Annotated in this window: 21 protein-coding genes; 13 read left to right on the forward strand and 8 right to left on the reverse strand. The window is 65.7% G+C overall.

The window, feature by feature from the left end:
- Positions 1 to 28 precede the first annotated feature (28 nt).
- The 4 genes from NOCYR_RS25095 to NOCYR_RS25110 all read left to right on the forward strand — a co-directional run bounded on the left by NOCYR_RS25095 (position 29) and on the right by NOCYR_RS25110 (position 4,254).
- A complete protein-coding gene (locus tag NOCYR_RS25095) occupies positions 29 to 727 on the forward strand; it encodes a TetR/AcrR family transcriptional regulator (RefSeq protein WP_014353213.1) in 699 nt (232 codons plus the stop codon).
- Positions 728 to 901: 174 nt separating this feature from the next.
- Positions 902 to 2,317, forward strand: coding sequence for an ABC1 kinase family protein (locus NOCYR_RS25100; RefSeq protein ID WP_014353214.1), 1,416 nt, complete (start codon positions 902 to 904; stop codon positions 2,315 to 2,317).
- Positions 2,318 to 2,325: 8 nt separating this feature from the next.
- Positions 2,326 to 3,576 (forward strand): saccharopine dehydrogenase family protein, encoded by a 1,251-nt coding sequence (locus NOCYR_RS25105; protein WP_048833696.1) that lies wholly within the window; start codon positions 2,326 to 2,328, stop codon positions 3,574 to 3,576.
- Positions 3,577 to 3,621: 45 nt separating this feature from the next.
- Positions 3,622 to 4,254: a class I SAM-dependent methyltransferase gene (locus NOCYR_RS25110; RefSeq protein ID WP_014353216.1), complete on the forward strand. Its 633-nt coding sequence runs from the start codon at positions 3,622 to 3,624 to the stop codon at positions 4,252 to 4,254.
- 275 nt (positions 4,255 to 4,529) lie between these two features.
- On the opposite strand, the gene NOCYR_RS25115 is transcribed toward NOCYR_RS25110, so the two are convergent.
- Positions 4,530 to 5,462 (reverse strand): GntR family transcriptional regulator, encoded by a 933-nt coding sequence (locus NOCYR_RS25115; protein WP_048833697.1) that lies wholly within the window; start codon positions 5,460 to 5,462, stop codon positions 4,530 to 4,532.
- A 152-nt stretch (positions 5,463 to 5,614) separates the two neighbouring features.
- Between NOCYR_RS25115 and NOCYR_RS25120 the strand changes: the two genes are divergently transcribed.
- From NOCYR_RS25120 to NOCYR_RS25140, 5 genes are all read left to right on the forward strand, one after another.
- Positions 5,615 to 6,004, forward strand: a complete 390-nt coding sequence (locus NOCYR_RS25120; RefSeq protein WP_014353218.1) for a hypothetical protein — start codon at positions 5,615 to 5,617, stop codon at positions 6,002 to 6,004.
- Between the two features lie 22 nt (positions 6,005 to 6,026).
- Positions 6,027 to 6,617 (forward strand): hypothetical protein, encoded by a 591-nt coding sequence (locus NOCYR_RS25125; protein ID WP_014353219.1) that lies wholly within the window; start codon positions 6,027 to 6,029, stop codon positions 6,615 to 6,617.
- Positions 6,614 to 7,342, forward strand: a complete 729-nt coding sequence (locus NOCYR_RS25130; protein WP_014353220.1) for an ESX secretion-associated protein EspG — start codon at positions 6,614 to 6,616, stop codon at positions 7,340 to 7,342. Before NOCYR_RS25125 ends, NOCYR_RS25130 begins: the two co-directional genes overlap by 4 nt.
- 30 nt (positions 7,343 to 7,372) lie before the next feature.
- Positions 7,373 to 8,218 (forward strand): polyphosphate kinase 2 family protein, encoded by an 846-nt coding sequence (locus tag NOCYR_RS25135; protein ID WP_014353221.1) that lies wholly within the window; start codon positions 7,373 to 7,375, stop codon positions 8,216 to 8,218.
- 182 nt (positions 8,219 to 8,400) lie between these two features.
- Entirely contained in the window at positions 8,401 to 9,390 is a 990-nt protein-coding gene (locus NOCYR_RS25140; RefSeq protein ID WP_014353222.1) for an AurF N-oxygenase family protein, read from the forward strand.
- Between the two features lie 159 nt (positions 9,391 to 9,549).
- Here the strand turns inward: NOCYR_RS25140 and NOCYR_RS25145 are convergent, their stop codons facing one another.
- From NOCYR_RS25145 to NOCYR_RS25165, 7 genes are all read right to left on the reverse strand, one after another.
- Positions 9,550 to 9,960, reverse strand: a complete 411-nt coding sequence (locus NOCYR_RS25145) for a hypothetical protein (protein ID WP_014353223.1) — start codon at positions 9,958 to 9,960, stop codon at positions 9,550 to 9,552.
- A 10-nt stretch (positions 9,961 to 9,970) separates the two neighbouring features.
- The gene (locus NOCYR_RS25150) at positions 9,971 to 11,002 is read right to left on the reverse strand and encodes a DUF6745 domain-containing protein (RefSeq protein WP_048833698.1); all 1,032 of its coding nucleotides are present in this window, start codon (positions 11,000 to 11,002) and stop codon (positions 9,971 to 9,973) included.
- A 183-nt stretch (positions 11,003 to 11,185) separates the two neighbouring features.
- A complete protein-coding gene (locus tag NOCYR_RS25155; RefSeq protein ID WP_158430210.1) occupies positions 11,186 to 11,848 on the reverse strand; it encodes a HEAT repeat domain-containing protein in 663 nt (220 codons plus the stop codon).
- Between the two features lie 152 nt (positions 11,849 to 12,000).
- Entirely contained in the window at positions 12,001 to 12,285 is a 285-nt protein-coding gene (locus NOCYR_RS29500; RefSeq protein ID WP_148280756.1) for a hypothetical protein, read from the reverse strand.
- 25 nt (positions 12,286 to 12,310) lie between these two features.
- On the reverse strand, positions 12,311 to 13,135 hold the full coding sequence (locus tag NOCYR_RS29505) for a hypothetical protein (RefSeq protein WP_014353226.1): 825 nt from the start codon (positions 13,133 to 13,135) through the stop codon (positions 12,311 to 12,313).
- Positions 13,136 to 13,147: 12 nt separating this feature from the next.
- Positions 13,148 to 14,392, reverse strand: coding sequence for an LGFP repeat-containing protein (locus NOCYR_RS28710; RefSeq protein ID WP_231855988.1), 1,245 nt, complete (start codon positions 14,390 to 14,392; stop codon positions 13,148 to 13,150).
- An 830-nt stretch (positions 14,393 to 15,222) separates the two neighbouring features.
- Positions 15,223 to 15,573 (reverse strand): hypothetical protein, encoded by a 351-nt coding sequence (locus NOCYR_RS25165; RefSeq protein ID WP_014353229.1) that lies wholly within the window; start codon positions 15,571 to 15,573, stop codon positions 15,223 to 15,225.
- Positions 15,574 to 15,707: 134 nt separating this feature from the next.
- Here NOCYR_RS25165 and NOCYR_RS25170 point away from each other — a divergent pair, with 134 nt between their 5' ends.
- From NOCYR_RS25170 to NOCYR_RS25185, 4 genes are all read left to right on the forward strand, one after another.
- Positions 15,708 to 16,931, forward strand: coding sequence for a helix-turn-helix domain-containing protein (locus tag NOCYR_RS25170; protein ID WP_048833701.1), 1,224 nt, complete (start codon positions 15,708 to 15,710; stop codon positions 16,929 to 16,931).
- 59 nt (positions 16,932 to 16,990) lie between these two features.
- Positions 16,991 to 18,478: a bifunctional ADP-dependent NAD(P)H-hydrate dehydratase/NAD(P)H-hydrate epimerase gene (locus tag NOCYR_RS25175; protein WP_197538398.1), complete on the forward strand. Its 1,488-nt coding sequence runs from the start codon at positions 16,991 to 16,993 to the stop codon at positions 18,476 to 18,478.
- 9 nt (positions 18,479 to 18,487) lie between these two features.
- Positions 18,488 to 19,666, forward strand: coding sequence for an AI-2E family transporter (locus NOCYR_RS25180; RefSeq protein WP_014353232.1), 1,179 nt, complete (start codon positions 18,488 to 18,490; stop codon positions 19,664 to 19,666).
- A gap of 140 nt (positions 19,667 to 19,806) precedes the next feature.
- Entirely contained in the window at positions 19,807 to 20,955 is a 1,149-nt protein-coding gene (locus tag NOCYR_RS25185) for a S1C family serine protease (RefSeq protein ID WP_014353233.1), read from the forward strand.
- Positions 20,956 to 20,958: the final 3 nt, after the last annotated feature.

Below are 20,958 nucleotides of genomic sequence, written 5' to 3' on the forward strand. Positions count from 1 at the left end.
CGGTGAGCGCACCGCGCGACCGGCGGCGGTGCGCACCGGCAATACCGATGGCCGCAAACGCCGATGGCGACAGCACAAGATCGACCGCCGTGAAGAGCTGGTCGACGGCACTCTTGCCGCCGTGCGCGCCCGTGGCAGCAGCGCGGGCATGGACGAGATCGCCGCCGAGATCGGAGTCTCCAAGACGGTGCTCTACCGCTACTTCGCGGACAAGAACGATCTGGTCCACGCCACCATGCAGCGGTTCATCGAGATCACCCTGATGCCGCGCGTCTACGGCGCGATCAGCCTCGACGCCGACGAGTACCAGCTGGTGCGCACCGCGCTCGGTGAGTACGTCGGCGCCGTCGACGAGGACCCCGAGGTCTACCGGTTCATCATGGGCAACGGCTCGGCCGATCAGTCCTCGCTGGCCGAGTTCGAGAAGCTGTTCGCCGAGGTGGTGGCCGCCGCCATCATCAGCCGGGCCGGCGATCTCGGCATCGAGACCGAGGGCGCGCTGCTGTGGTCGTATGTGCTGGTCGGCGGCATTCAGCTGGCCACCCACTGGTGGACCACCGATAAGACCATGTCGCGTGAGGAAGTTATCGATTACCTGTCGATGATGGCCTGGAGCGCCATCGAGGGCATGGCGCGCGCGGGCGGTTCGCGCGCCAAGTTCAATGCCATGCCGCACGTGTTGCCCAAGCCGGTCGACGTCGCCGAAACCCCCGGCCCCGCCGTCTGAGCACTCCCGGCCAACTGTCTGAGCACTCCCGGACCCCACCGTCTGAGCCGGTCGGGCATGTGGATGTGACGCGGGACTCGACATCGCGCCGCGGTTGGTTAGTCTGAACGCCAGCGGGGCGCTACAGAGGGGTTGCGTGCCCGTTCGCGCGTCGGCACCAACGGAGGTACCTCGATGGCGAAGCAAGTGCCGACATCCCGGCTCGCTCGCGGGACGAAGCTCGGCGCGGTCGCGGCCGGATCCATGCTGCGCACCCAGCGCGCGCGACTGTCCATGCGTGGCCGCTCCGAAGCGGTGCGCGCGAAAATGGCCGAAGAATCGATGATCCGCACCACCGAGCAGGTGGTCATGGTGCTGGGCACCATGAAGGGCGTGGCCATGAAACTCGGCCAGATGATGTCGGTGCTGGATCTGGATCTGGTTCCGCCCGACCATCGCGAACGTTTCCAGAAACGCCTCGCGGTATTGCGCAACGCGGCGCCGACGGTGTCGTTCGAGGCCATGCGCGCGGTGATCGAGGAGGATTTCGGCCGCCCGCTCGACGAGGTGTTCGCCGAGTTCGAATCCGAACCGGTGGCGGCGGCCTCGATCGGCCAGGTGTATCGCGGACGGCTGCACGACGGGCGCCGGGTCGCGGTGAAGGTGCAGTATCCGGGCATCGATATCGCGGTGCGCGCGGATCTGAAGAACCTGGCGATGTTTCGCCGGGTGCTGCAATCGGCGATGCCGTGGGTGACGCCTGCGGTACTGGACGAGCTGCGCCTCAATATGGAGGCCGAACTCGACTATCACGCCGAAGCCGAAACCCAGCGGCAGATCTCCGACCTCTACGCCGGGCATCCGTTCATCGTGGTCCCGCAGCCGGTACCGGAGCTGAGCACGCGGCGGGTGCTGGTCAGTGAGTACCTGGTGGGCAGCGGCTTCGACGAGATCAAGGAATTGCCGCAGGCCGAGCGGGATCGGATCGGCGAGATCATCTACCGCTTCTATGTGGGTTCGCTGTTCGTGTTCAACGAATTCTGCGGTGATCCGCATCCGGGCAATGTCATGCTCACCACCGATGGGCGGGTCGGATTTCTCGATTTCGGATTGTTCAATCGAATGGATCCCGAACATGTGCGGTTCGAGGCGGCCTGTTTGCGGGCGGCGGCGGAGGATCGCGCCGAGGATCTGCGCGAGTTGATGATTCAGCGCGGGGTGATCGATTCGCCCGACGAGATCGGCCCCGAGGAATGCCTCGAGTACGTGCTCGCCGCCTCCGAGTGGTGTCTGATCGATGAGGAACTGACCATCACGCCGGAGCTGGCCAGCGGCGCGTTCCTGCTCGCCGTCGACCCACGGGCCAGCGAGTTCACCGGCATGAAGCAGCAGAATCTGCCGCCGGAACATCTGTTCTCCCGCCGCGCGGACTTCCTCACCTTCGGCATGCTCGGCCAGCTCGAGGCCACCGCCAACTGGCATCGCATCTCCCGGGAATGGCTCTACGACGAACCGCCGGTGACCGAACTCGGCAAGCAGCATCATCGCTGGCTGGCCGAACGCACCGGCGGCGGTAAGAAATCCGGCAAGGCTCGACACGACAAGGCATGAGGGAACATATGGCGGACAGCCGCGAATTCGATCTGGTCCTCTTCGGCGCGACGGGTTTCGTCGGCAAACTCACCGCGCAGTATCTGCTCGGCGCCGCGCCCGAAGGCGCCAAGATCGCATTGGCGGGGCGGTCGCTGGACAAGCTGACCCGGGTCCGCGATGACCTCGGCCCGGCGGCCGCGAGCTGGGATCTGGTGGTCGCGGACGCGGCGGATCAGCCCGCGCTCGACGCCCTCGCCGCCCGCACCACCGTCGTGGTAACCACCGTGGGCCCATACCTGCGCTACGGTCTGCCGCTGGTCGCCGCCTGCGCCAAGGCCGGCACCCACTACGCCGACCTCACCGGCGAGCCGCTGTTCATCCGCGAGGCGATCGACCGCCACCATGAGGAGGCCGCCCGCACCGGCGCGAAGATCGTCAATTCCTGCGGGTACGACTCGGTTCCGTCGGATCTGAGCGTGTACCAGCTGTACCGGCGGTCGGTGCAGGACAACACCGGCGAACTCACCGACACCACGTTGATCGCCTCGCTCAAGGGCGGCGTGAGCGGCGGCACCATCGATTCCGGGCGCGCCATGATGGAGGCGGTGGCGGCCGATCCGTCGAAGCAGCGGGTGCTGTCGCATCCGTATTCGCTGAGCCCGGACAAGTCGATGGATCCGGATGTGGGCCGGCAGTCCGATCAGGCATTGCAGCGTGCGAGCACCATCGACCCGAGCCTGGACGGCTGGGTGGGCACCTTCGTGATGGCCATGCACAACACCAAGATCGTGCGCCGCTCCAACGGGCTGCTGGGCTGGGTGTACGGCAAGAACTTCCGCTACCGCGAGGTGATGAGCGCGGGCAAGTCGCCGGTGGCGCCGCTGGTGGCGGCCGGGATGTCCGGCGGGATCGTGGCCACCATGGCGGCGGGTGCGTTGCTGTCGCGGGTGAGCGTGGGCCGCAAGCTGCTGGATCGGGTGCTGCCCAAGCCGGGCACCGGGCCCAGCGAGCAGGCCCGCACCAGCGGTTGGTTCACCATGAAGACCTACGCGCACACCACGTCCGGCGCGAAGTACGTCGCGACCTTTGCCGGCCAGGGCGATCCGGGTTATCAGGCGACGGCCGTGCTGCTCGGTGAGAGTGGCCTGTGCCTGGCCTTCGACGGCGCGAAGCTGCCGGAACTGGCGGGCGTGCTCACCCCGGCGGCCGCGATGGGCGACGCGCTCACCGAACGTCTGCGCGCGGCCGGAATGACCATCGAGGTCGAGCGGGGCTGAGCGCGGCACGGCAATGAATCTCTCGCGGACAACGGAGTCGGCACGATGAATCTCGCTCGGCGCACCATGAACAACCCGGCGCTGGCCGCGGTGTACGAGCGGGCGTGGCGGCCTGCGCTGTTCTATCTGGCCAGTGGCCGCACGACCGAGGCGGACCGGCGTTTCGCGGCCGAGTCGCTGCGGTTGCGTGGTGCGCACCGGGTGCTCGATATCGCCTGTGGGCCCGGTAATTTCACGCGCTATCTGAGTGAGCGGCTGCCCGATGACGGCTATGCGGTGGGCGTGGATTATTCGCCGCCGATGCTGGCTCGGGCGGTCGCCGACAACTCCGGTCCGCGAGTGGGGTATCTGCGCGGTGATGCCCGGTTCCTGCCGTTCGCCGACGGATCCTTCGACGCGGTGTGCTGTTTCGGTGCGCTGTATCTGATTCCGGATCCGCTGGCGGCGGCGCGGGAGATGATCCGCGTGCTGGCGCCGGGCGGCCGGATCGCGATCACCACCAGCCACCGCGAGGATTCGGCCTTCGGCCACGCCACCCGGATCGTCGGCGGCTGGTCCGGGTTGCGGGTGTTCGATACCGATACCTTCCCGGCCCTGTTCGCCGAGCACGGGTTGGTCGAGATCGATCAGGAGATCCATCGGCTGCTGCAATACGTCTCGGCGACCCGTCCGGGCTGAGGTCCCGCGTCGCGGGCGAGGTCGGCCATCCGGCGTAGGACGCAGGGACTGAGAGCTAGCTCGAATTCACTTCCGCCGCTGTCGAATACGAAGCCGACGTAGTCGTCATCGGCCAGCGGGGCGCGGCGCACCGAGCATTCGTCGCCGATGACGACCCAGGAGCCGATGGTCAAACCGCGTGATGGCGAATGATCGAACACAGCGCCTCCCCCAGTGGACTATGCCAGTTCTCGTACGAGTGGACTATGCCACTCGGTTGCCGGGCTGTCAACGAGTTACGCGACCCAGTGGCCTGGCGGGTGAACCGTCTCAGCGAACGACAGCACCCCGCCCGCGGGGTCATAGCGCACGGTCTGCCGGACCAGTACCGGAGCACCGGGCTCGAGGCCGAGGTGAACGCGCTCGTCCTCGGCAACGCTTCGCGCGCAGACGCGTTCATGCACGCGGGCTACGGTCGCGCCGAGCACGGACTGTAGATAGCGATTCGCACCGCCGGGAATAGGCGACGGTTCCAGTAAACGTGTTGCCGTAGGGGCGAATTCGTGTGGATACCACGTCGTGCGGAGTCGCACATCACCTTCGGAATCGATCACCACCCGGCGGACGATTCCGTCCCCCGCCCCGCCGAAGATCTCAGCAACAGTCTCTGGCAGTTCGGTGACTTTCGCCGCGATGACGACTGTGCGGACGCGGCGATCACCTGCCTCCGCGCCAGCGGTTTCATCGAGCGGAGTAGAGCTAAGGGGAATCGAACCCCTGACCTCCGTACCGCCCGAGCTCGCCCACCCGGACCAGCGATCACCGCCCATCGATTCACCCCGGCCGCTCGCGCGCACCCACCCGGACGAGCGATCACCGTGCATCGTTTGATCCCGCTCGCTCTCGCGCACCCACCCGGACGAACGCTCACCGTGCATAAAGTCGCCCAGGCTGCCCCCGCGCACCCACCCCGGCGCATTGCCGTCCCGCACCGCCGGAGCGCGCCGCGCAACGAACGTCCCCGCCCCACGCCGCGATTCCACGATCCCGCTCTGCCGCAACGTATTCAGCGCCTTCGCCGCCGTCGGCCGCGCCACCGACCACCGCACCGCCAGCTCGCGTTCGGACTCCACTTCGTCGCCCACCCCGAGTTCGCCCCGCTCGATCCGCCCCCGGATGTCCTCGGCGATGCGCAGGTATTTCGGCAGCGGTGCATCGGTCTCGGACACAGCTGGCGAGTGTAACCGTCGTTATCGTGCGCGACATCACAGCCGGGGTCCCGATACCGGGACCGCAAGGCAGCCCACCGCGTATTTCCGACCGGTAGAGTCCGAATCGACGCGGCGGGGATGTGATGGACCGAGCGGAAGGGGGAGCCCAGATGGCGGTACCGGAAACGGGGCAGAGCCGGGCTCGGCAGCTGTACGTCGCGGCGGTGGACGGCGGTGCCGCGCCGTTCGAACTCGACGAGGATGTGGCCACGAATCTGGCCGCGGCCTGCGACACCTTGGTCGACGATCTGGATCGGGCCAGAGCCGAATCGCACCTGATCACCGAGGTTTCCGGATTTCCCGATCTCCCCACCGGCCACGGACTGGCGCGCGGTTTCGGTAACAAGGGGCGCGAATATCTCGACACTCTGACCGCGCTCCAAGAGACCGCGCTGCTGTATAAGGCGGCCTATCTGGCGGCGGGCAAACGGTTCGCCGACGCCGAGGCCGCCAACAAGGCCGCGATCGACCTCGTCGCCGCACATCTGGCGCCGCGGTGATCCATCGAGTGAGGAGCGCACCATGGCAGACGAGGCCGCACCCTCCGGTGACGTCGATCCACCGTACGCACCGGAGCGCGAGCATTTCATCGGCTACACCCATCAGGAGATCTGGGACCGCGTGCACGAGGTGATGGATCCGGCCGCGCTGGACCGGACGGCGGCGGTCTGGCGGGCCAATGCCGGCGCGCTGGCCGAGGCGTTCCGGGTATTCGGCGACGCCACCAATCGCGAATTCGCGCGCTGGTCCGGCCGGACCGCCGACGCCGCCGCGCAGGCCACCCGCGAATTCATCCGGGCCGGCACCGACGCGCACGAGGTATGCGCCGCCGTCGCCGGACTACTCGAGCTCGACCGCGATGCGGCGCAGACGATTCGGGCTGCGATCCCCCCGCCGCAGCCGTATCGTCCGCTCGACGATCCCGCAGCCGAGGCCGTGCACGGTGGGCAACGCAGAATGGATCACGACATCGCGGCGGCGGCCGTCACCGCCGACGTCCAGGACCTCATGACACACGTCTACTCCCCCGCCATCCCCGCTTCGGGAGATCGGGTGCCTCGCTTCGCGGTACCCCGCACCGACTCCACCGGCGGCGGGAGCCTGCCACTGTGAAATGGGTACTCACCCCGGACGAATTCAGCTACGTCTGGCAGAACGAAACCGATCTGGATCGCCGCCCCTATCCGGTCAATATGGCGCCCGCCGCCACCGTGCGCACCGAAACCGATCATCTGAGCCTGCGATTACCGCAGCGGTTCGCCAGACAGGCCGATCCTGATCTGGCTGCCGCGCTCATGTTGTGCGCCCGCGCCGACGCCACCACCATCACCGTCTCCGGCGAACGCACCGCCGCCGCGGGCGATTGTCCCGAACGCATCCTGGCCTTCGCCGCCGTGGTGCATCAGCACGCCGCGATCCTGGTAGCCGCCACCAGCACGGTCACGGTGCAGATGAGTCATGCCCGCGCCCTCGGTGAGCTGCTGGTGGAGGTGATCGGCCCGGCGCGACCGGGCCGGGCCGGGACGATGCGCGAACCGCAGGACGCCGTGCTCGGTGCCACCGACCACGCGGGCAACGGTCAGACCTTCTCCGCCAACGGTGAGCGCGGCGCGGCCCGATTCCGGCGCGCGCTGCGTAAGCCGGTCGACGGGCGCGGGTTCATCACCGTCACGGTGGAGCCGGACAATCCCATGTCGCCGCCGACCCGTCATCGCACCTGGCTCGATGTCAGCGGGGACGGCCGCTATCTGCTCACCACTGCCGACGAGCTCACCCTCACCCCTGTCACCGACGCCGATTTCGCTTGCCAGCTGCTCAAACTCGCCCAGATCCGCTGATCCGGCCCGCGGTTGTGGTAGGCCTGACGAATGGTGAAGCACTGGTCGGTTCCGGTCCGGGAAGCCTTGCAGGCCGACGGCGTGCGCATCGCCGAACTCGACACCTCGGCGCGTCCGGGTTTCGACGGCGACAAGAAACTCGGTGAGGCGCTGCTCCTGGAACGCGGGCGGGTACTGTCGGAGCTCCAGGAAAAGCTGTACGCCAATGGCCGGTCCGGTGATTCACGCAGCGTGCTGCTGGTTTTGCAGGGCATGGATACCGCGGGCAAGGGCGGCATCGTTCGTCATGTGATCGGCTCGGTCGACCCGCAGGGCGTCGACCATGCCGCGTTCGGGGTGCCGACCGAAGAGGAGAAGCGCCACCACTACCTGTGGCGCATCCGCAAGGAGCTGCCGCGGGGCGGCCAGATCGGCGTGTTCGACCGTTCGCACTACGAAGACGTGCTGGTGGTGCGGGTGCACAACCTCGTGCCCGCCACCGTCTGGGGCGAGCGCTACGACGAGATCAACGCCTTCGAGCGCGAACTCACCGATGAGGGCATCACGCTGGTGAAGGTGGCCATGTTCGTCTCGCTCGAGGAGCAGAAGAAGCGCCTGCGCCAGCGCCTGGAGCGCCCCGACAAGTACTGGAAGTTCAACCCTTCCGATATCGACGAACGCGCCTTCTGGCCCGCGTACCAGGACGCCTACCAGGCCATCCTCGACCGGACCAGCACCGAGCACGCGCCATGGTTCGTGCTGCCGGCCGACCACAAGTGGTACTCGCGCCTGGCCGTCACCGAACTGCTCATCGCGGCGTTGCAGGACCTGGGCCTCGACTGGCCGCCGCCACACTTCGACGTCGCGGAACAGCTGGCCCGACTCGAACAGGCCTGACAACCTCCGTCGAGAGCTACATGAGCGTGCGGGCTTCTCGGCGTTTGCCTCGCTCATGTAGCGCTGAGTGCGGGACGGCGGGTCCATACAACCTTGTATGGAAGTGGGGGGAGCGGATACGATTTAGTGGGACTCCGGGTCCCAGGTAATTTTTCCCGGACGCTGGAACGAGGGAGACACCGATGACGCTGTCCGCTGTATCGACAGGCAAAACCCCTGAACAGACCTATCGCGAGGTGCTGCAGGGGCTGTCCGAGGGCTCGGTCAACAAGCACTTCGATCCCTACGTCGACATCGACTGGGACTCCCCCGACTATGGCGTCGACCGCACCGACCGGCGCTGGATTCTGCCCGAGGCCGACCCGCTGGGCCGCCATCCCTGGTACAAGTCGCTGCCCGTCGAGAAGCAGATCGCGATGGGTATGTGGCGCCAAGCCGGGATCGCGAAGGTCGGGCTCGACTTCGAGCAGCTGCTGATCCGCGGGCTCATGCAGTATGTGGTGTCGCTGCCCAACGGCGATCCGGAATTCCGCTTCATCACCCATGAGGCGGCCGAAGAGTGCAACCACACGCTCATGTTCCAGGAGATGATCAATCGCATCGGCGAGGACGTCATCGGCATGGGCTCCATCGACCGCAAGCTGACGATGGTCATCTGGCCGGCGGTGAAGTACTTCCCCGAGTTCTTCTTCACCATGGTGCTCGGCGGCGAAGAACCCATCGACCATCTGCAGAAGTCGATTCTGCGCGGCGGCGACCAGATGCACCCGATGGTGCAGCGGGTCATGCAGATTCACGTGGCCGAGGAAGCCCGCCACATCTCCTTCGCACACGAATACCTGCGCCGCAACGTCCCCAAGATGCACCCCGCCACCCGCTTCGTACTGTCGCTGCTGTTCCCCACCGCCATGCGCATCATGTGCGAAATGATCGCCACCCCGCCCAAGGAATTCATCGAAAAGTTCGAGATCCCGCAGTCGGTGGTCAAGGACATGTACTGGCGCAGCGAGGAATCCAGCAACGCCCTGCGCGACATCTTCGCCGACGTCCGCGCCCTCGCCGAACAGAGCGGATTGATGAACCCGGTCTCGAAACTGGTGTGGAAGGTGCTGGGCATCGACGGCCGCCCGTCCCGCTACCGCAGCGAGCCGGTTCGCCGCGCGGCTGCCTGAAGTACCAAGCGTTCCACCACGCTGGGGACCGCAGCCGTTCCGCACATCCATCCGCCGGCCCTCGCAGCTTGATGGCCCGGGCGAACCGGAAATGCGTTCGGACCAATACAAGTCGGACGTCCCGCCGCCGAGATCACTCCCGGCGGCGGGACCTCGCTTTCAGTCGGCGACGAGGCGGGTGCGGGAGTGGGAGTGGGAGTGTTCGCGTTGTCTGCGGATCACGTAGGTGCCCGGGGTGCTGGCGGTGGCGCCGTGTTCGGGGTGCATGAGGTAGGCGGCGTCGGTGGCCGTGAAGATGCCGAGTGCCAGGCCGGTCGGGTCGACCACCTCGACGGTCCAGCGGCAGGTGCCCAGTTCGGCGACGAGGACGTGGGGATTTCCGCCTGCGGTTCCGCGTAGCACCTCGATGCCGTCGGGCGGGACCTGGCGCCAGCTCGCGTCGGCGCGCGGTTCGACCGAATCGAGCATGGACAGCGGGATGACGATCAGGTCGCCTTGGGCGTACATCCCGTCGATAACCGGGATGCGCACGGAATGGTCGAGTTGTTCGAGAACGAGTGCGTCGGTCATAGCGTTCACCTCAGGTTCGATGCAGGAGTTGGGCGTACTGGGCGCCGGTCAGGCCATAGGTCCAGGCCGCGGCGTCGACGGGATCGGTGAAGTAGCCGGGGACGGTGAGGCCGTAGCGGCGGCGGGTTCCGTCGCGTTCGACCGAACCGTTCACCGCGACAAGGACCCGCTGGTTGCGGGGTGCGTCGTAGAGCATCAGTTCGAAACCGTGGTTGCCGGGGTCGGGCGCCGTGGCCATGAGCCGTGTTCCGGCTTCTTCCAAATAGGCGGGCCAACCGAGACTTTCGATCGCACACCGTCTGACTTCGGCATTGTTTTCGCGGTCGATGGCATCGGCGGTGGGGTCGGTGATCACCCAGGCGGGGACGTGGGTGCCGTGCCAGAAATACAGTTCCCAGCCGTCGCCGTAGCGGACCGCCGGACCGTCGGCGCGATGCAGCCCCACCTCTCCGAAGTCGCCGGCCGGCTCGGTCGCGAGCAGCTGCGGGCGTTCGGTGACCACGCAGTGGTGCTCACCCGGCCACCACGGCCCGCAGGCTGCCGCGACGATGGCCCACAGTTCCCACAGCCGAGCCGCCTTATCGTCCACGGCCGCAGGGAAATCCGACCATGCCGAACCCCAGCAGGTTTCCATCCGGTACCGCCCGCTCAACAGTGGGCGATCAGCCGCACCGAGGATGCGCTGCGTGACGGCGGTCCAGGTGCGCGCCAGCTGCCAGGTGACCAGCGGCTCGAACATCCGGCAGGCCCGTTGCCCGTCGAGCGAGCGATCGACGTGGAGTGACGACAGTGCCCGGGCGACCGGATTCTTGTTCAATGGAAGTTCGGCCGCCAGAGCACCGCGCCCGCCGGGCTCACCTGTCGTCAGCGCGATGAACGGCGATGACGCCCAGCGGAAACGAGGTGGGCTCAACCCAACCAGTTCATAGATTTCAGAGATGGCCGCTTCGGCGGCCGAACGATCGGCTGGTTCGGTGCACAGCAACCGGCCGAGCCATTTATTGCGGATGTTCGCAGCTTCCCGCTGCCCGAGAACACTCACCGGATAGCGGTGGTGTCGTCCTTTCCGAAGATCATGCGATCAACAGTGACAGATCGGTGGAAGATCGGCAAGCACCCGGCGCACCTCAGACGCGAGGCCGGTGCTTGCCGGCCTCCAGCTTCACACGCGAACCGATCCGAGCAGGTCGAACAGTTCACCTGCCACGTGCTCGGGCAGTTCCAGTCAACTTGAACGACCGCGCAGGTTATCCACTGCGGTTCGCGCCGCCAGGCGGACATCTTCGTGCGGGTCTTCCAGCAACATTTCAATCGCCGATACCGCATCGGTGACGCCCAGGTCGTCGAGAGCGTCGACGGCCGTCTCCCGCACGATGTAGTCGGAATCGTTCAGCCCCTGCATCAACGCTGGACGCGCCGAATCCGGCTCTGCCCGAGCCAGATAGTCCAGTACTGCAGCGCGGACGATCGGCGCCTGATGATCCCCCGTTCGACGGACAGCCTGTCCCATGTCAGTAGCTCCGAGCGAGCCGAGAATCCTGATCGCGTCAGCGACAACCACGGGTTCAGAGCCGCCGACCAGGGTTCTCACTGCGTCCACAAATGCTGGATCTTCACCCTGATGGAGGGCAAGCACGGTGAGCGCTGCGCGCAACTGTGGAACACGCCGACCCACTAGTTCCTGACCGAGCACCTCGATACCGGCCTGCCCCTGCCTGTACAGCTCTTCGGCAACGGCTTCGTAGAAGTCGTCGTACTCGCCTTCGACAGAGAACCTAGCCACAAGATCCGATAGAGACAGACCACCGAGGTTGGAGCGCATCTCTTCGGCAGTCAGATCCTCTGGCCAGAGAGGCCGCCGGCCCGCCGAGTCCTCATCTGCGTTCACTTGACGCCACATTCCTTCTTGATCTCGTTGAGCGACTTGCCCTTGAACTCGCCGGGAAACGCTCGTGGACGAGATCACCGACCACTCCGGAATGACCACGGTGATTCGGTCGGACGGCTCCAAGGGGCGAAGCCAGCGGCCGACGTAGGTCGTCAGTCCGATCTGGAGAAGTCCGTTCGCGAGCGCGCTGTGAAGACCCGGGTGAGCAGACCGACGACCGCCCCGACGAGAGTACCGATGAGAACCAGGCCGACGGAGACTGTCCAAGGCTCGTAGGCGAACGCGACATTGATGGTCTCGGTCATTTCGGGATCGATTGCGGCGCAACTAAGTGTTGCCGTCCCTGCGCCGCCGACGATCAGCCACCAGAATGCGCCAGCGAATACCGCACCGAGAAGCGTTCCAAGTGCGGCGGAGTATATGACGATGGCTCTCACTGGTGACGTACGCTCCAATCTAGTTCTACAGCCCTCTGGACCGCAGCCCGCCTTCGCGGCGAATCGTGATAAGAACCGGGTTCGAAAGGCCGACGACCTGACTTGATCGAGCTAGTTGCGTGATTATATAGCTACTCACATCGAACGATAGCTCCGGAACGGAAACGCGCGTTTCGATTCTCCCTGCGCTATTTCCTAGCCAGACATTTCGACTCATCTCGGAGGGCTCAGTCAAAAGGTAATCGGAAGAATCCGAGGTTACCGCGTCGTCGAACATCAAGCCAGTAATTTCGCATGACGAATTCAACTCGCCGACAAGGTCGTTGGCCCTACCGACGAAAGTGTCGTCCTCGCCGCCTTCGATCTCGACCCGCAGATCTGTGCGAGCGTTCGGGTCCGACATGGCAAGTGCGCCCCAGGTGTGCGGCTGATGTATCAATTCGTAGCCTAGAGGAAACATCATCTGCACTCCAGCCAGCGAAAGCGTACCGACTCTTTGCAGGGTCTTTTCTGCGCAAAGATTTAGTTGAGCGATCGGAATCCATGGCTGTTCATACGGCTGTGCAAGGCTCGTTTGGACCCAGAGCACGTGGTCGTCACAGCTCGATTCGCCGGACGGCCAGGCCCCTCCAGCGTCGTTCATGCCCCAGAGGACTCCGGCATACCCGCGTGGCCGGTCTGCCTCACCTACCGCGAGTGCAGCCGAATCGGACCAGTTGAGCGCTTCGGCGTACTTGTTGAACAGGCTATACGCATCCTCGCCCGGTTGACCGAGCTTGTTCCACGGGTGCCGCCGAAGCGTACCGTACACGGCGATGAAGCATTCGCTGGTCAATATCACAGAGGCCATTCTCTCATTTCTCTAGCCGCAAGCGAATGTATTTTCCTGTCCGTATTCCTTGTTGGGTGCGTCCGGCGACCCGTTGACATCGACGTCGATCTCGACGCGCCAGGTGGTCGATGAAGTTCCGTTGCACGGACCGTTGGCCGCTGCTCTCTGGCCACTGCCGCCGCCTGGGTACACTTTTGTCGCTACCGCTAGGTCTCCGCGATCGACCCAGTCTCCACTGGAGTTTTTGTACTGCAGTTGGGCGGTGACGGTTGCGGTTGTCATGGGTTTGCAGTCCTTGATTGCCACCCACCATGCATGCCCCGATGCTGTTTTTCCGGTTGGATTCTGTCCCCAGGTGCTGATGTGCACTCGGTCTGCACGCCCAGCGAATACGCATAGTTTGATAATGCCAGCGGCATCTTCGTACTCGAATTGATGGGTAAAGAGGGTGTAGACTTCGATCGTCCCGTATTGGAATGATTGAGTATACCGGTTGTTCGGCCCAGTGGTCTGCTCTCCGATCGGATATCCGAATGTACCTTGCTCGTAGCCGGAGTCTTCCCATCGGGCGAGGATTTCTCCCTGCACTATATGGGCGCCAGTTTCCGATGACCAGTAGATAACACCGTTCTGGAACCGGGCCATCTGCCCTTGGTTGTCAGGGGGAAGTCCGATCTGGTCTTGGATGGGGTACCCGAGGAGTGTGCCGCCCGGCTCCAAACCGCCGACGGAGTTGTATTTTTCACGAATGGCACCGTTCCGAAGAGCTGAGCCAATGGCGTTTTGGAAGGCGACATAGATGACGCCACCCTCGAATTCCTGCCGACGGCCGCCATCAGGTAGCAGGATCTCGTCGGTCGTCGGGTACTTCAGCCAACCCGCCTCGTAGCCATGAATTCCCCAGCGATTCAGAAAGCTGTTCACGACCGGGTGGGCGCCGGTTGCGCCAGACCAGTAGATGGGACCATTCTGAAAGTGGGATCTTTTTCCGTACCCGTCCGGGTTTGTGAGCTCTTCACTCGTCGGCCAGAGCAAGAAGCTGTTCGGGCCTCCGAGCGAGTCATATTTGACGCGGATTGCGCCGCACACGTAGTACGGGGCAGGCCAATACACAGAGCAACCTTCACCGGCGATGAACGCTGCTGTACCCGCGGACTCTGGTTTGCGTCCGCCATTGGCCTTCAGCTCCGCCTCCATCACTTCTGCGCGGTCGGCGTCATCCTTTGTGTACCCCTCGGGAATCTCTTCTCGGTCCGACCGCATCTTGCCCGGCATGACACGGCGATTGGGGTTGTCGGTCGGCTTCCACCTGCCAGGTTTCGACTTCGGTGGCTGCGCCGGTGCCTGCGCCGGAGCAGGTGCGGTCGAATTCGTCGTTGAGCGCGCGACTCCATCCTCCGGCACCTGTTGTGATGTCGGTGTCGCGGCTCGCGGCGAGGTTGTAGTGGATGTTGTCGCTCTCGGATGGGTGGGGTCCGAAGTGGGTTCAGCCGTGCTGGTTGCGGCACCGACAACCAGTAGGATTGCGGCAGTGGATAGTCCCACGGATGCACGGAATCTGGCACGTCGACTGCTTCTCTGTTGGTGTAGACGCACAACCCCTCCTGTCGCCGAGCCCCGCTAGGAGCAGATACCCCGTCATGGACCAAAGTGGAACAGGTCACTCGACCAGGTTCCAGCAATTGATAGCAGAACAGTCGGGGAAATAGCATGCGACACAACAAGCATGCCGTACGGACATAGCCATCGGCGACGATGTGCCGACCGAGACGAAGTCTTGGCGATATCGCTGCCGTAAGGTCGCCAGCACGGCGAATTTTCAGCGAAGTCATGGGGTGTTCCGGCATGCAGGCCAGGACTATTAGAGCCCGCACGAGAATCCTCGTTCCCGAAGATCCCAGATCGTCGCCGGTCTCGGGCTCATCGCCGCGTCCGATGATCCGGCGGCGGATCGACATCTACGACAAACCCGTCGGATCCGAGCGCACCCCAGGTGCCGTCAGACGCCTGCACCCAGCCGCGAACTTCGATATCGTCCAGATCGGCGGGTTCATTCGGAATCAGCCAGGGGGGCGGAGACTCACTCGCCGCACTGCTCGGATCCGTCACCGGACGAACCGTTCGCCACGGCTATCAGGGATGAGAACGCCGGCGCCGGCGAGTGTGCGGTAAGCGATCCGCTTGCGCGCACAGGAGTACAGATCACAGGTCAGGTGGGTTCTCATGACCTGCCTGGCTGCTGGGACGGACATTTCGCCGCCGGCAGGAGCGTCATGCGGCCAGTTGATCGGCCACATGCTGGCGTCGAGTAGTTCTTGTTCGCACCGGCGCAGGATGTCTCCGACCGGAACGCTGCCGACCGGGTGAACAGTGTTGCGATCCAATAGCCTCAGCGCGCCGAAGAAGGCGGCGGCAACGCCTGCTGCTATGACCAGGGCTGATATGACGTCGGCCATGTTGTGCCTCGCGGGTAGTGGGCGGTCAACCGCCTCGCGGCGGCTGCTTGCTGCACATCTGGCAGCAACCTTGGCACCACAAATCCCGGGCGACTGCTAATTTTTTAGCAGTCTCTCGATGTACGCTGGAGCGCATGAGTCCTGAGCCGCTGATGCAGGGCATCGGCACCAGCATTGCCGCTTACCGACGTGCGATCGGCATCTCCCAGCTGGATCTCGCGCGGGGAATCGGTAAGTCCGTCCAGTGGGTCAGTGGCGTGGAACGTGGTGCGCTGCATGCGGAGCGCCTGACCGACCTGATCAACATCGCGACGGTTGTCGGATGCAAGCTCGAGGATTTGCTCGGCCGGCCGATAGATACTCTGGCGCCGAGCACACCGCCGAGGACCGAAGCCGTTGCTGCCGTTCGGGAAGTGATGATGCGTGCGGCGGTTCCGCAGTCGGCACCGTCATCCGATATTTCGCTCGATGAGGTAGGTAATCGGGTCGCCCAGGCGTGGACGACGTGGCACACCTCGCCCACCGCCCACAGCGCGCTGGGCCGAGTTCTGCCAGACCTGCTGGCTGACGCCAATGCGGCGTATGCGGTGGCCGACGATCGACGCCGTGCAGCACGTAGCCTGTCGGGGACCTACCAGATCACCCGGCAGTGGCTGCATCATCTACCCGAGGGCGACCTCGCCTGGGTGGCGGCCGAGCGCGCGATGAATGCCGCACGCGAGGCAGATGACCCACACTTGATCGCCCTTGGCGCCTGGGCATTATCGGCCTCATATCGACGCGCCGGACAACAGGACGAAGCGACCCGGTTGTGCTTGTCGGCAGCCGATGAATTGAAGAAGAGACTCGACAAGGACCCTGCTGCGACCGATTTGATCGCGGACTACGGAATGCTGCACTTGGCCGCAGCGATCTCCGCAGCGCAGAGCGACGAAGACGGCCGCGCGTGGGCTCTGCACCGAGTCGCAGAGGACGCTGCCCGCTCGCTGGGCGCCGCCTACGATCCGTGGACGATGTTCGGACAAGGCAACGTGGATATTCACGGCCTGGCGATCTCTGCCGAACTCGGGCGTCCCGATGCTGTGATCGACTACGCGTCCAGGCTGGATGTCAACGATGTTCCCAGCGTGGAACGCAAGTCCAGAGTTCTGGTCGACACCGCGCGCGGACACGTGCAACGCAAAGAGGACGAGGCAGCCGCACTGGCACTGTTGGACGCCGAACGCATCTCCGCCGAGGAGGTGCGCGACTCCGGCCTTGTCCGAGAGCTATTGCGAGAGCTGCTGTTTCGTGACCACGCCAGGGCAAGGCCGCATGTTCGTGGTCTGGCGCGGCGCTGCGGGCTGATCGCCGGATGATGGGTATCGAACAGGCCTCGGCGGAATCCTGCTGGGCGTACCCCGGCAGAGATGTTCAGGTGGCTGTCGCGAAGGAACTCGAGACAGGTCGCCCGGATCGCCTGTTGCGCAAGGCGGCCGCAGGTCTGGCGACCATCGTCGCGAACGAACTCGAGCGGCGTTACGGTGCGGTCTACGGCCGGCGCGTGACCATGCTGGTCGGCTCCGGCAACAACGGTGCTGACGCGTTGCTGGCCGGTATTCGATTGCGACGCCGCGGAGTCCGCGTGGACGCGCTACTCACCGGTGCAACCGCCTACGAACCCGGGGTGCGGCAGTTGTTATCCGCTCGTGGCCGGGTTATCCCGGGAGCGGACGTCGGCGCCGGAAAGATGTCGCTCCGAACCGCTGACCTGATTCTGGACGGAATCGTTGGAGAGAGCGGCCAGGGCAGCCTTCGCGGGGCTGCCGCGGAATTGGTCGCAGCTATACCGCCCGGAACACCGGTGATCGCCGTCGACTTGCCGAGCGGGGTTGATCCGGACACCGGCGAAATTCATGGTCCCCACGTGCGTGCCGACCTGACGGTGACATTCGGCGCGTGGAAGGGCTGCTTGCTGCTGCCACCGGGTGCTCATGCTGCCGGAAAGCTGGAGTTCGTCAGCGTCGGCCTCCCGCAGTTCGAGGCCGGCCCAACCGTACGCCGCCTCGGCGCGGATGACCTCGCTGCGCGGTGGCCGGTCCCACCGCGAGTCGCCCACAAGTACACGCGCGGCGTACTCGGCATCGTCGCAGGTTCGGACCGCTATCCCGGAGCGGCCGTACTTGCCGTGCAGGGCGCGGTGGAATCCGGCGCGGCCGGTATCGCCCGATTCATCGGCCCGGACAGTGTCACTGCTCAAGTGTTGTCCGCCGTCCCCGAGGCCGTCCCCGGGATCGGACGGGTCCAGGCATGGTTGCTCGGGTCGGGAGTCGAGGACGACCCACTCCAGGACAAGGCCATCGACGAGGCCCTGAGTTCCGGGCTGCCGTGCGTGGTCGATGCCGGCGCTCTCGAAGCCTGTGTGCGACGACGACTCGACGGCGAACGCCCGTCGAACGCCGATCGGGTTCTGCTCACACCCCACGCCGGGGAGCTTGCACGCATGATGGGCTGGCTGGGCCGCCCCACCGAACGCACGGAGGTCGAAGCCCGGCCATTGCACTACGGCCGTGAGCTGGCTCGTGCCCTGGAGGTGACCGTCCTGGTCAAGGGGCCGACGACGATCATCGTTGGGCCGCGGGGAGTTGTGGCCAGCCAGGCGGAGGCACCACCATGGCTCGCGACCGCCGGGGCCGGTGACATTCTGGCGGGCATCGCGGGTGCACTGATGGCCGCGGGACTGGACGCGCTGGACGCCGGCGAGTTGGCGGCGTTCGTACACGGACGAGCCGCCATGATCGCGCACCTCGCACGGGGCGGCGGGCCGCTGACCGCGAGGGCTGTCGGCCAGGCACTCCCCACCGTCGTCGGTGAACTCCTCGGCGCGCCGCCGATCTCGTCAGCGACCCCGCTCCCGCCTCGGTAATTTGACGGTGTGGCTGCCGAGGACGATCAGAGACCAGCAGACCGGCCCGATCCCGCGGGCCAACTGAATCCGCCCCCGTGGCTGTTGCGCGCGTTCCTGCTCGCGGCGGCGACGGTGGCGGGTTTCGTGGTGGCGTTCTGGCTGCTGCAGCAGTTGCAGGGGCTGCTGACGGTGCTGATGGTGTCGCTGTTTCTGGCCTTTGCCATCGAGCCTGCGGTGAACTGGCTGGCCCGGCACGGCTGGCGGCGCGGCCCGGCCACCGGCGTGGTGTTCCTGACGCTGCTGCTGGTGGTGGTCGGATTCGTGTGGACCCTGGGGTCGCTGCTGGTGGAGCAGGTCACCACGCTGGTGGAAAACGCGCCGCGCTATGCGGATGAAGCGGTCGACCTGGTCAACAAGACCTTCAAAACCGATATGTCCGGCGACGATATCGAGAAGTACGCCACCGAGTGGAGTTCCAGCCTCGAGGGCTATGCGGTGGGGCTGGCGGGCAATGTGTGGGGCATCGGCACCACCGCGGTGGCGGCGCTGTTCCAGGCGCTCGGCGTGCTGCTGTTCACCTACTATTTCGCCGCCGACGGCCCGCGCTTCCGCAATGCGGTCTGCTCGCTGCTGCCGCCGAACAAACAGCGACATGTGTTGCGCGCCTGGGATATCGCGGTGGAGAAGACCGGCGGCTACATCTATTCGCGCGGCCTGCTCGCGCTGGTGTCGACGCTGGCGCACTACATCATGCTGCGGGTGTTCGATGTGCCGTCGGCGTTCGCGCTGGCGTTGTGGGTGGGTGTGGTTTCGCAGTTCATCCCGACCGTCGGTACCTATCTGGCCGGTGCGCTGCCGGTGGTGGTGGCGGTGGTCAACAATCCGCCCGACGGGTTGTGGGTGATCGGCTTCATCATCCTGTACCAGCAGTTCGAGAATTACGTGCTGCAACCGAGGATCACCGCGACGACCCTCGATATGCATCCGGCGGTGGCCTTCGGCGCGGTCCTCGCGGGGGCGGCAATACTAGGCCCGACGGGCGCGCTGCTGGCCATCCCGGTGACCGCGACCCTGCAAGCGTTCGCCGGCGCCTACATCCGCCGCTACGACGTGGAAGTGCCGGCCGAGGACGCGCCACTACCGCTGCCCAAACCCGAACGGCCGCATCATCGCCTGATCCGGATTCGCCGTCCCAAGCGCGACTGATCCACCGGGCCCGCGTGCCGAGCGAACCCGTTTCGCGATCCATTTCCCCAGCTCAACGCCGCGCGACGGGAATTCGCGCGCCTCGAGCCCGGTACTCGGGCGACAATGGAGCGATCGGCTGCGGGTGAAGCGGGAGGCGCATGGACGGCGACTGGCACGATTCGCGCGATAACCAGCGGGACGACCGCCCCCGTCGACGGGGTGGCGCCGGCCGGTTGGGCGCGGCCGTCGTCGCCACCATCCTGGCCGTGGCGGCCTTCCTCGGTTATCGCGGTGAGCTGCCCGGTTGGCCGACGCTGGAGCGCGTGCCCGCCGCCGCACCGGCCGTGGTCGCCCCGCGGCCGCCGCTGGACCCGGTGGCGGTGGCGGCCGGCCTCGAACCGGTGCTGGTGAACATCAACGTCTCGACCAAGCCGTTCGGCGTGGGTGCCGCCGGCTCGGGCATCGTGCTGACCGCCGACGGCCAGGTGCTCACCAGCCATCACGTGGTCAAGGGCGCGGAGTCGGTGAAGGTCACCCGGGTTTCCGACGGCCTGGTCTACGACGCGCAGGTGCTCGGCTACGACTCCAGCACCGATATCGCGCTGCTCGGTCTGGTCGGCGCGACCGGCCTGACCACGGCCCGGCTCGGCAGTTCCTCGGGTTTGCGACTGCGCGATGAGGTCATGGCGATCGGCAATGCCGGCGGCACCGGCGAGCCGACCGCGGTGGCCGGGCGCATCTCCGATCTGGACAGCACCATCCTGGCGTTGAATTCGGCGGACCTGTCCCGCAAGGCGCTCACCGGGATGGTCGAGATCAGCGCGGCGGTGAGTTCGGGCCAATCCGGTGGCGCGCTGGCCGATCACGCGGGCGCGGTGGTCGGGGTGATCGCGGCGGCCTCCGGGGATCAGGAGGACGAGGATCCGGGCATGAAGGCGCAACGCCCGCCTGTCGGGTACGCGGTGCCGATCGATACCGCGATGCGGGTGGTGCGCCAGATCCGTTCGGGGACGCCGACCGAGACCGTGCACGTCGGCCCGACCGCCACCCTAGGAGTGCTGATCTCCGATGCACGGCCCAGTGGCGCCCGCGTCGACGTCGCCATCTACGGACTGCCCGCACATAACGCCGGCCTGGCCGACGGCGAGGTCATCACCTCGATCGACGGGAAAATCGTCACCAGCGCTCGCGCCCTGCGCGCCGCGATCAACAAACACAAACCGAACGACATCGTCGAGCTGGGCGTGAGCGGCCCGGGTGGACAACGCACCGTCCGCGTCGTCCTCGCGCCCGGGACGCCCAACTAGTCC

The organism is Nocardia cyriacigeorgica GUH-2 (assembly GCF_000284035.1).
Taxonomy (GTDB): Bacteria; Actinomycetota; Actinomycetes; order Mycobacteriales; family Mycobacteriaceae; genus Nocardia; species Nocardia cyriacigeorgica_B.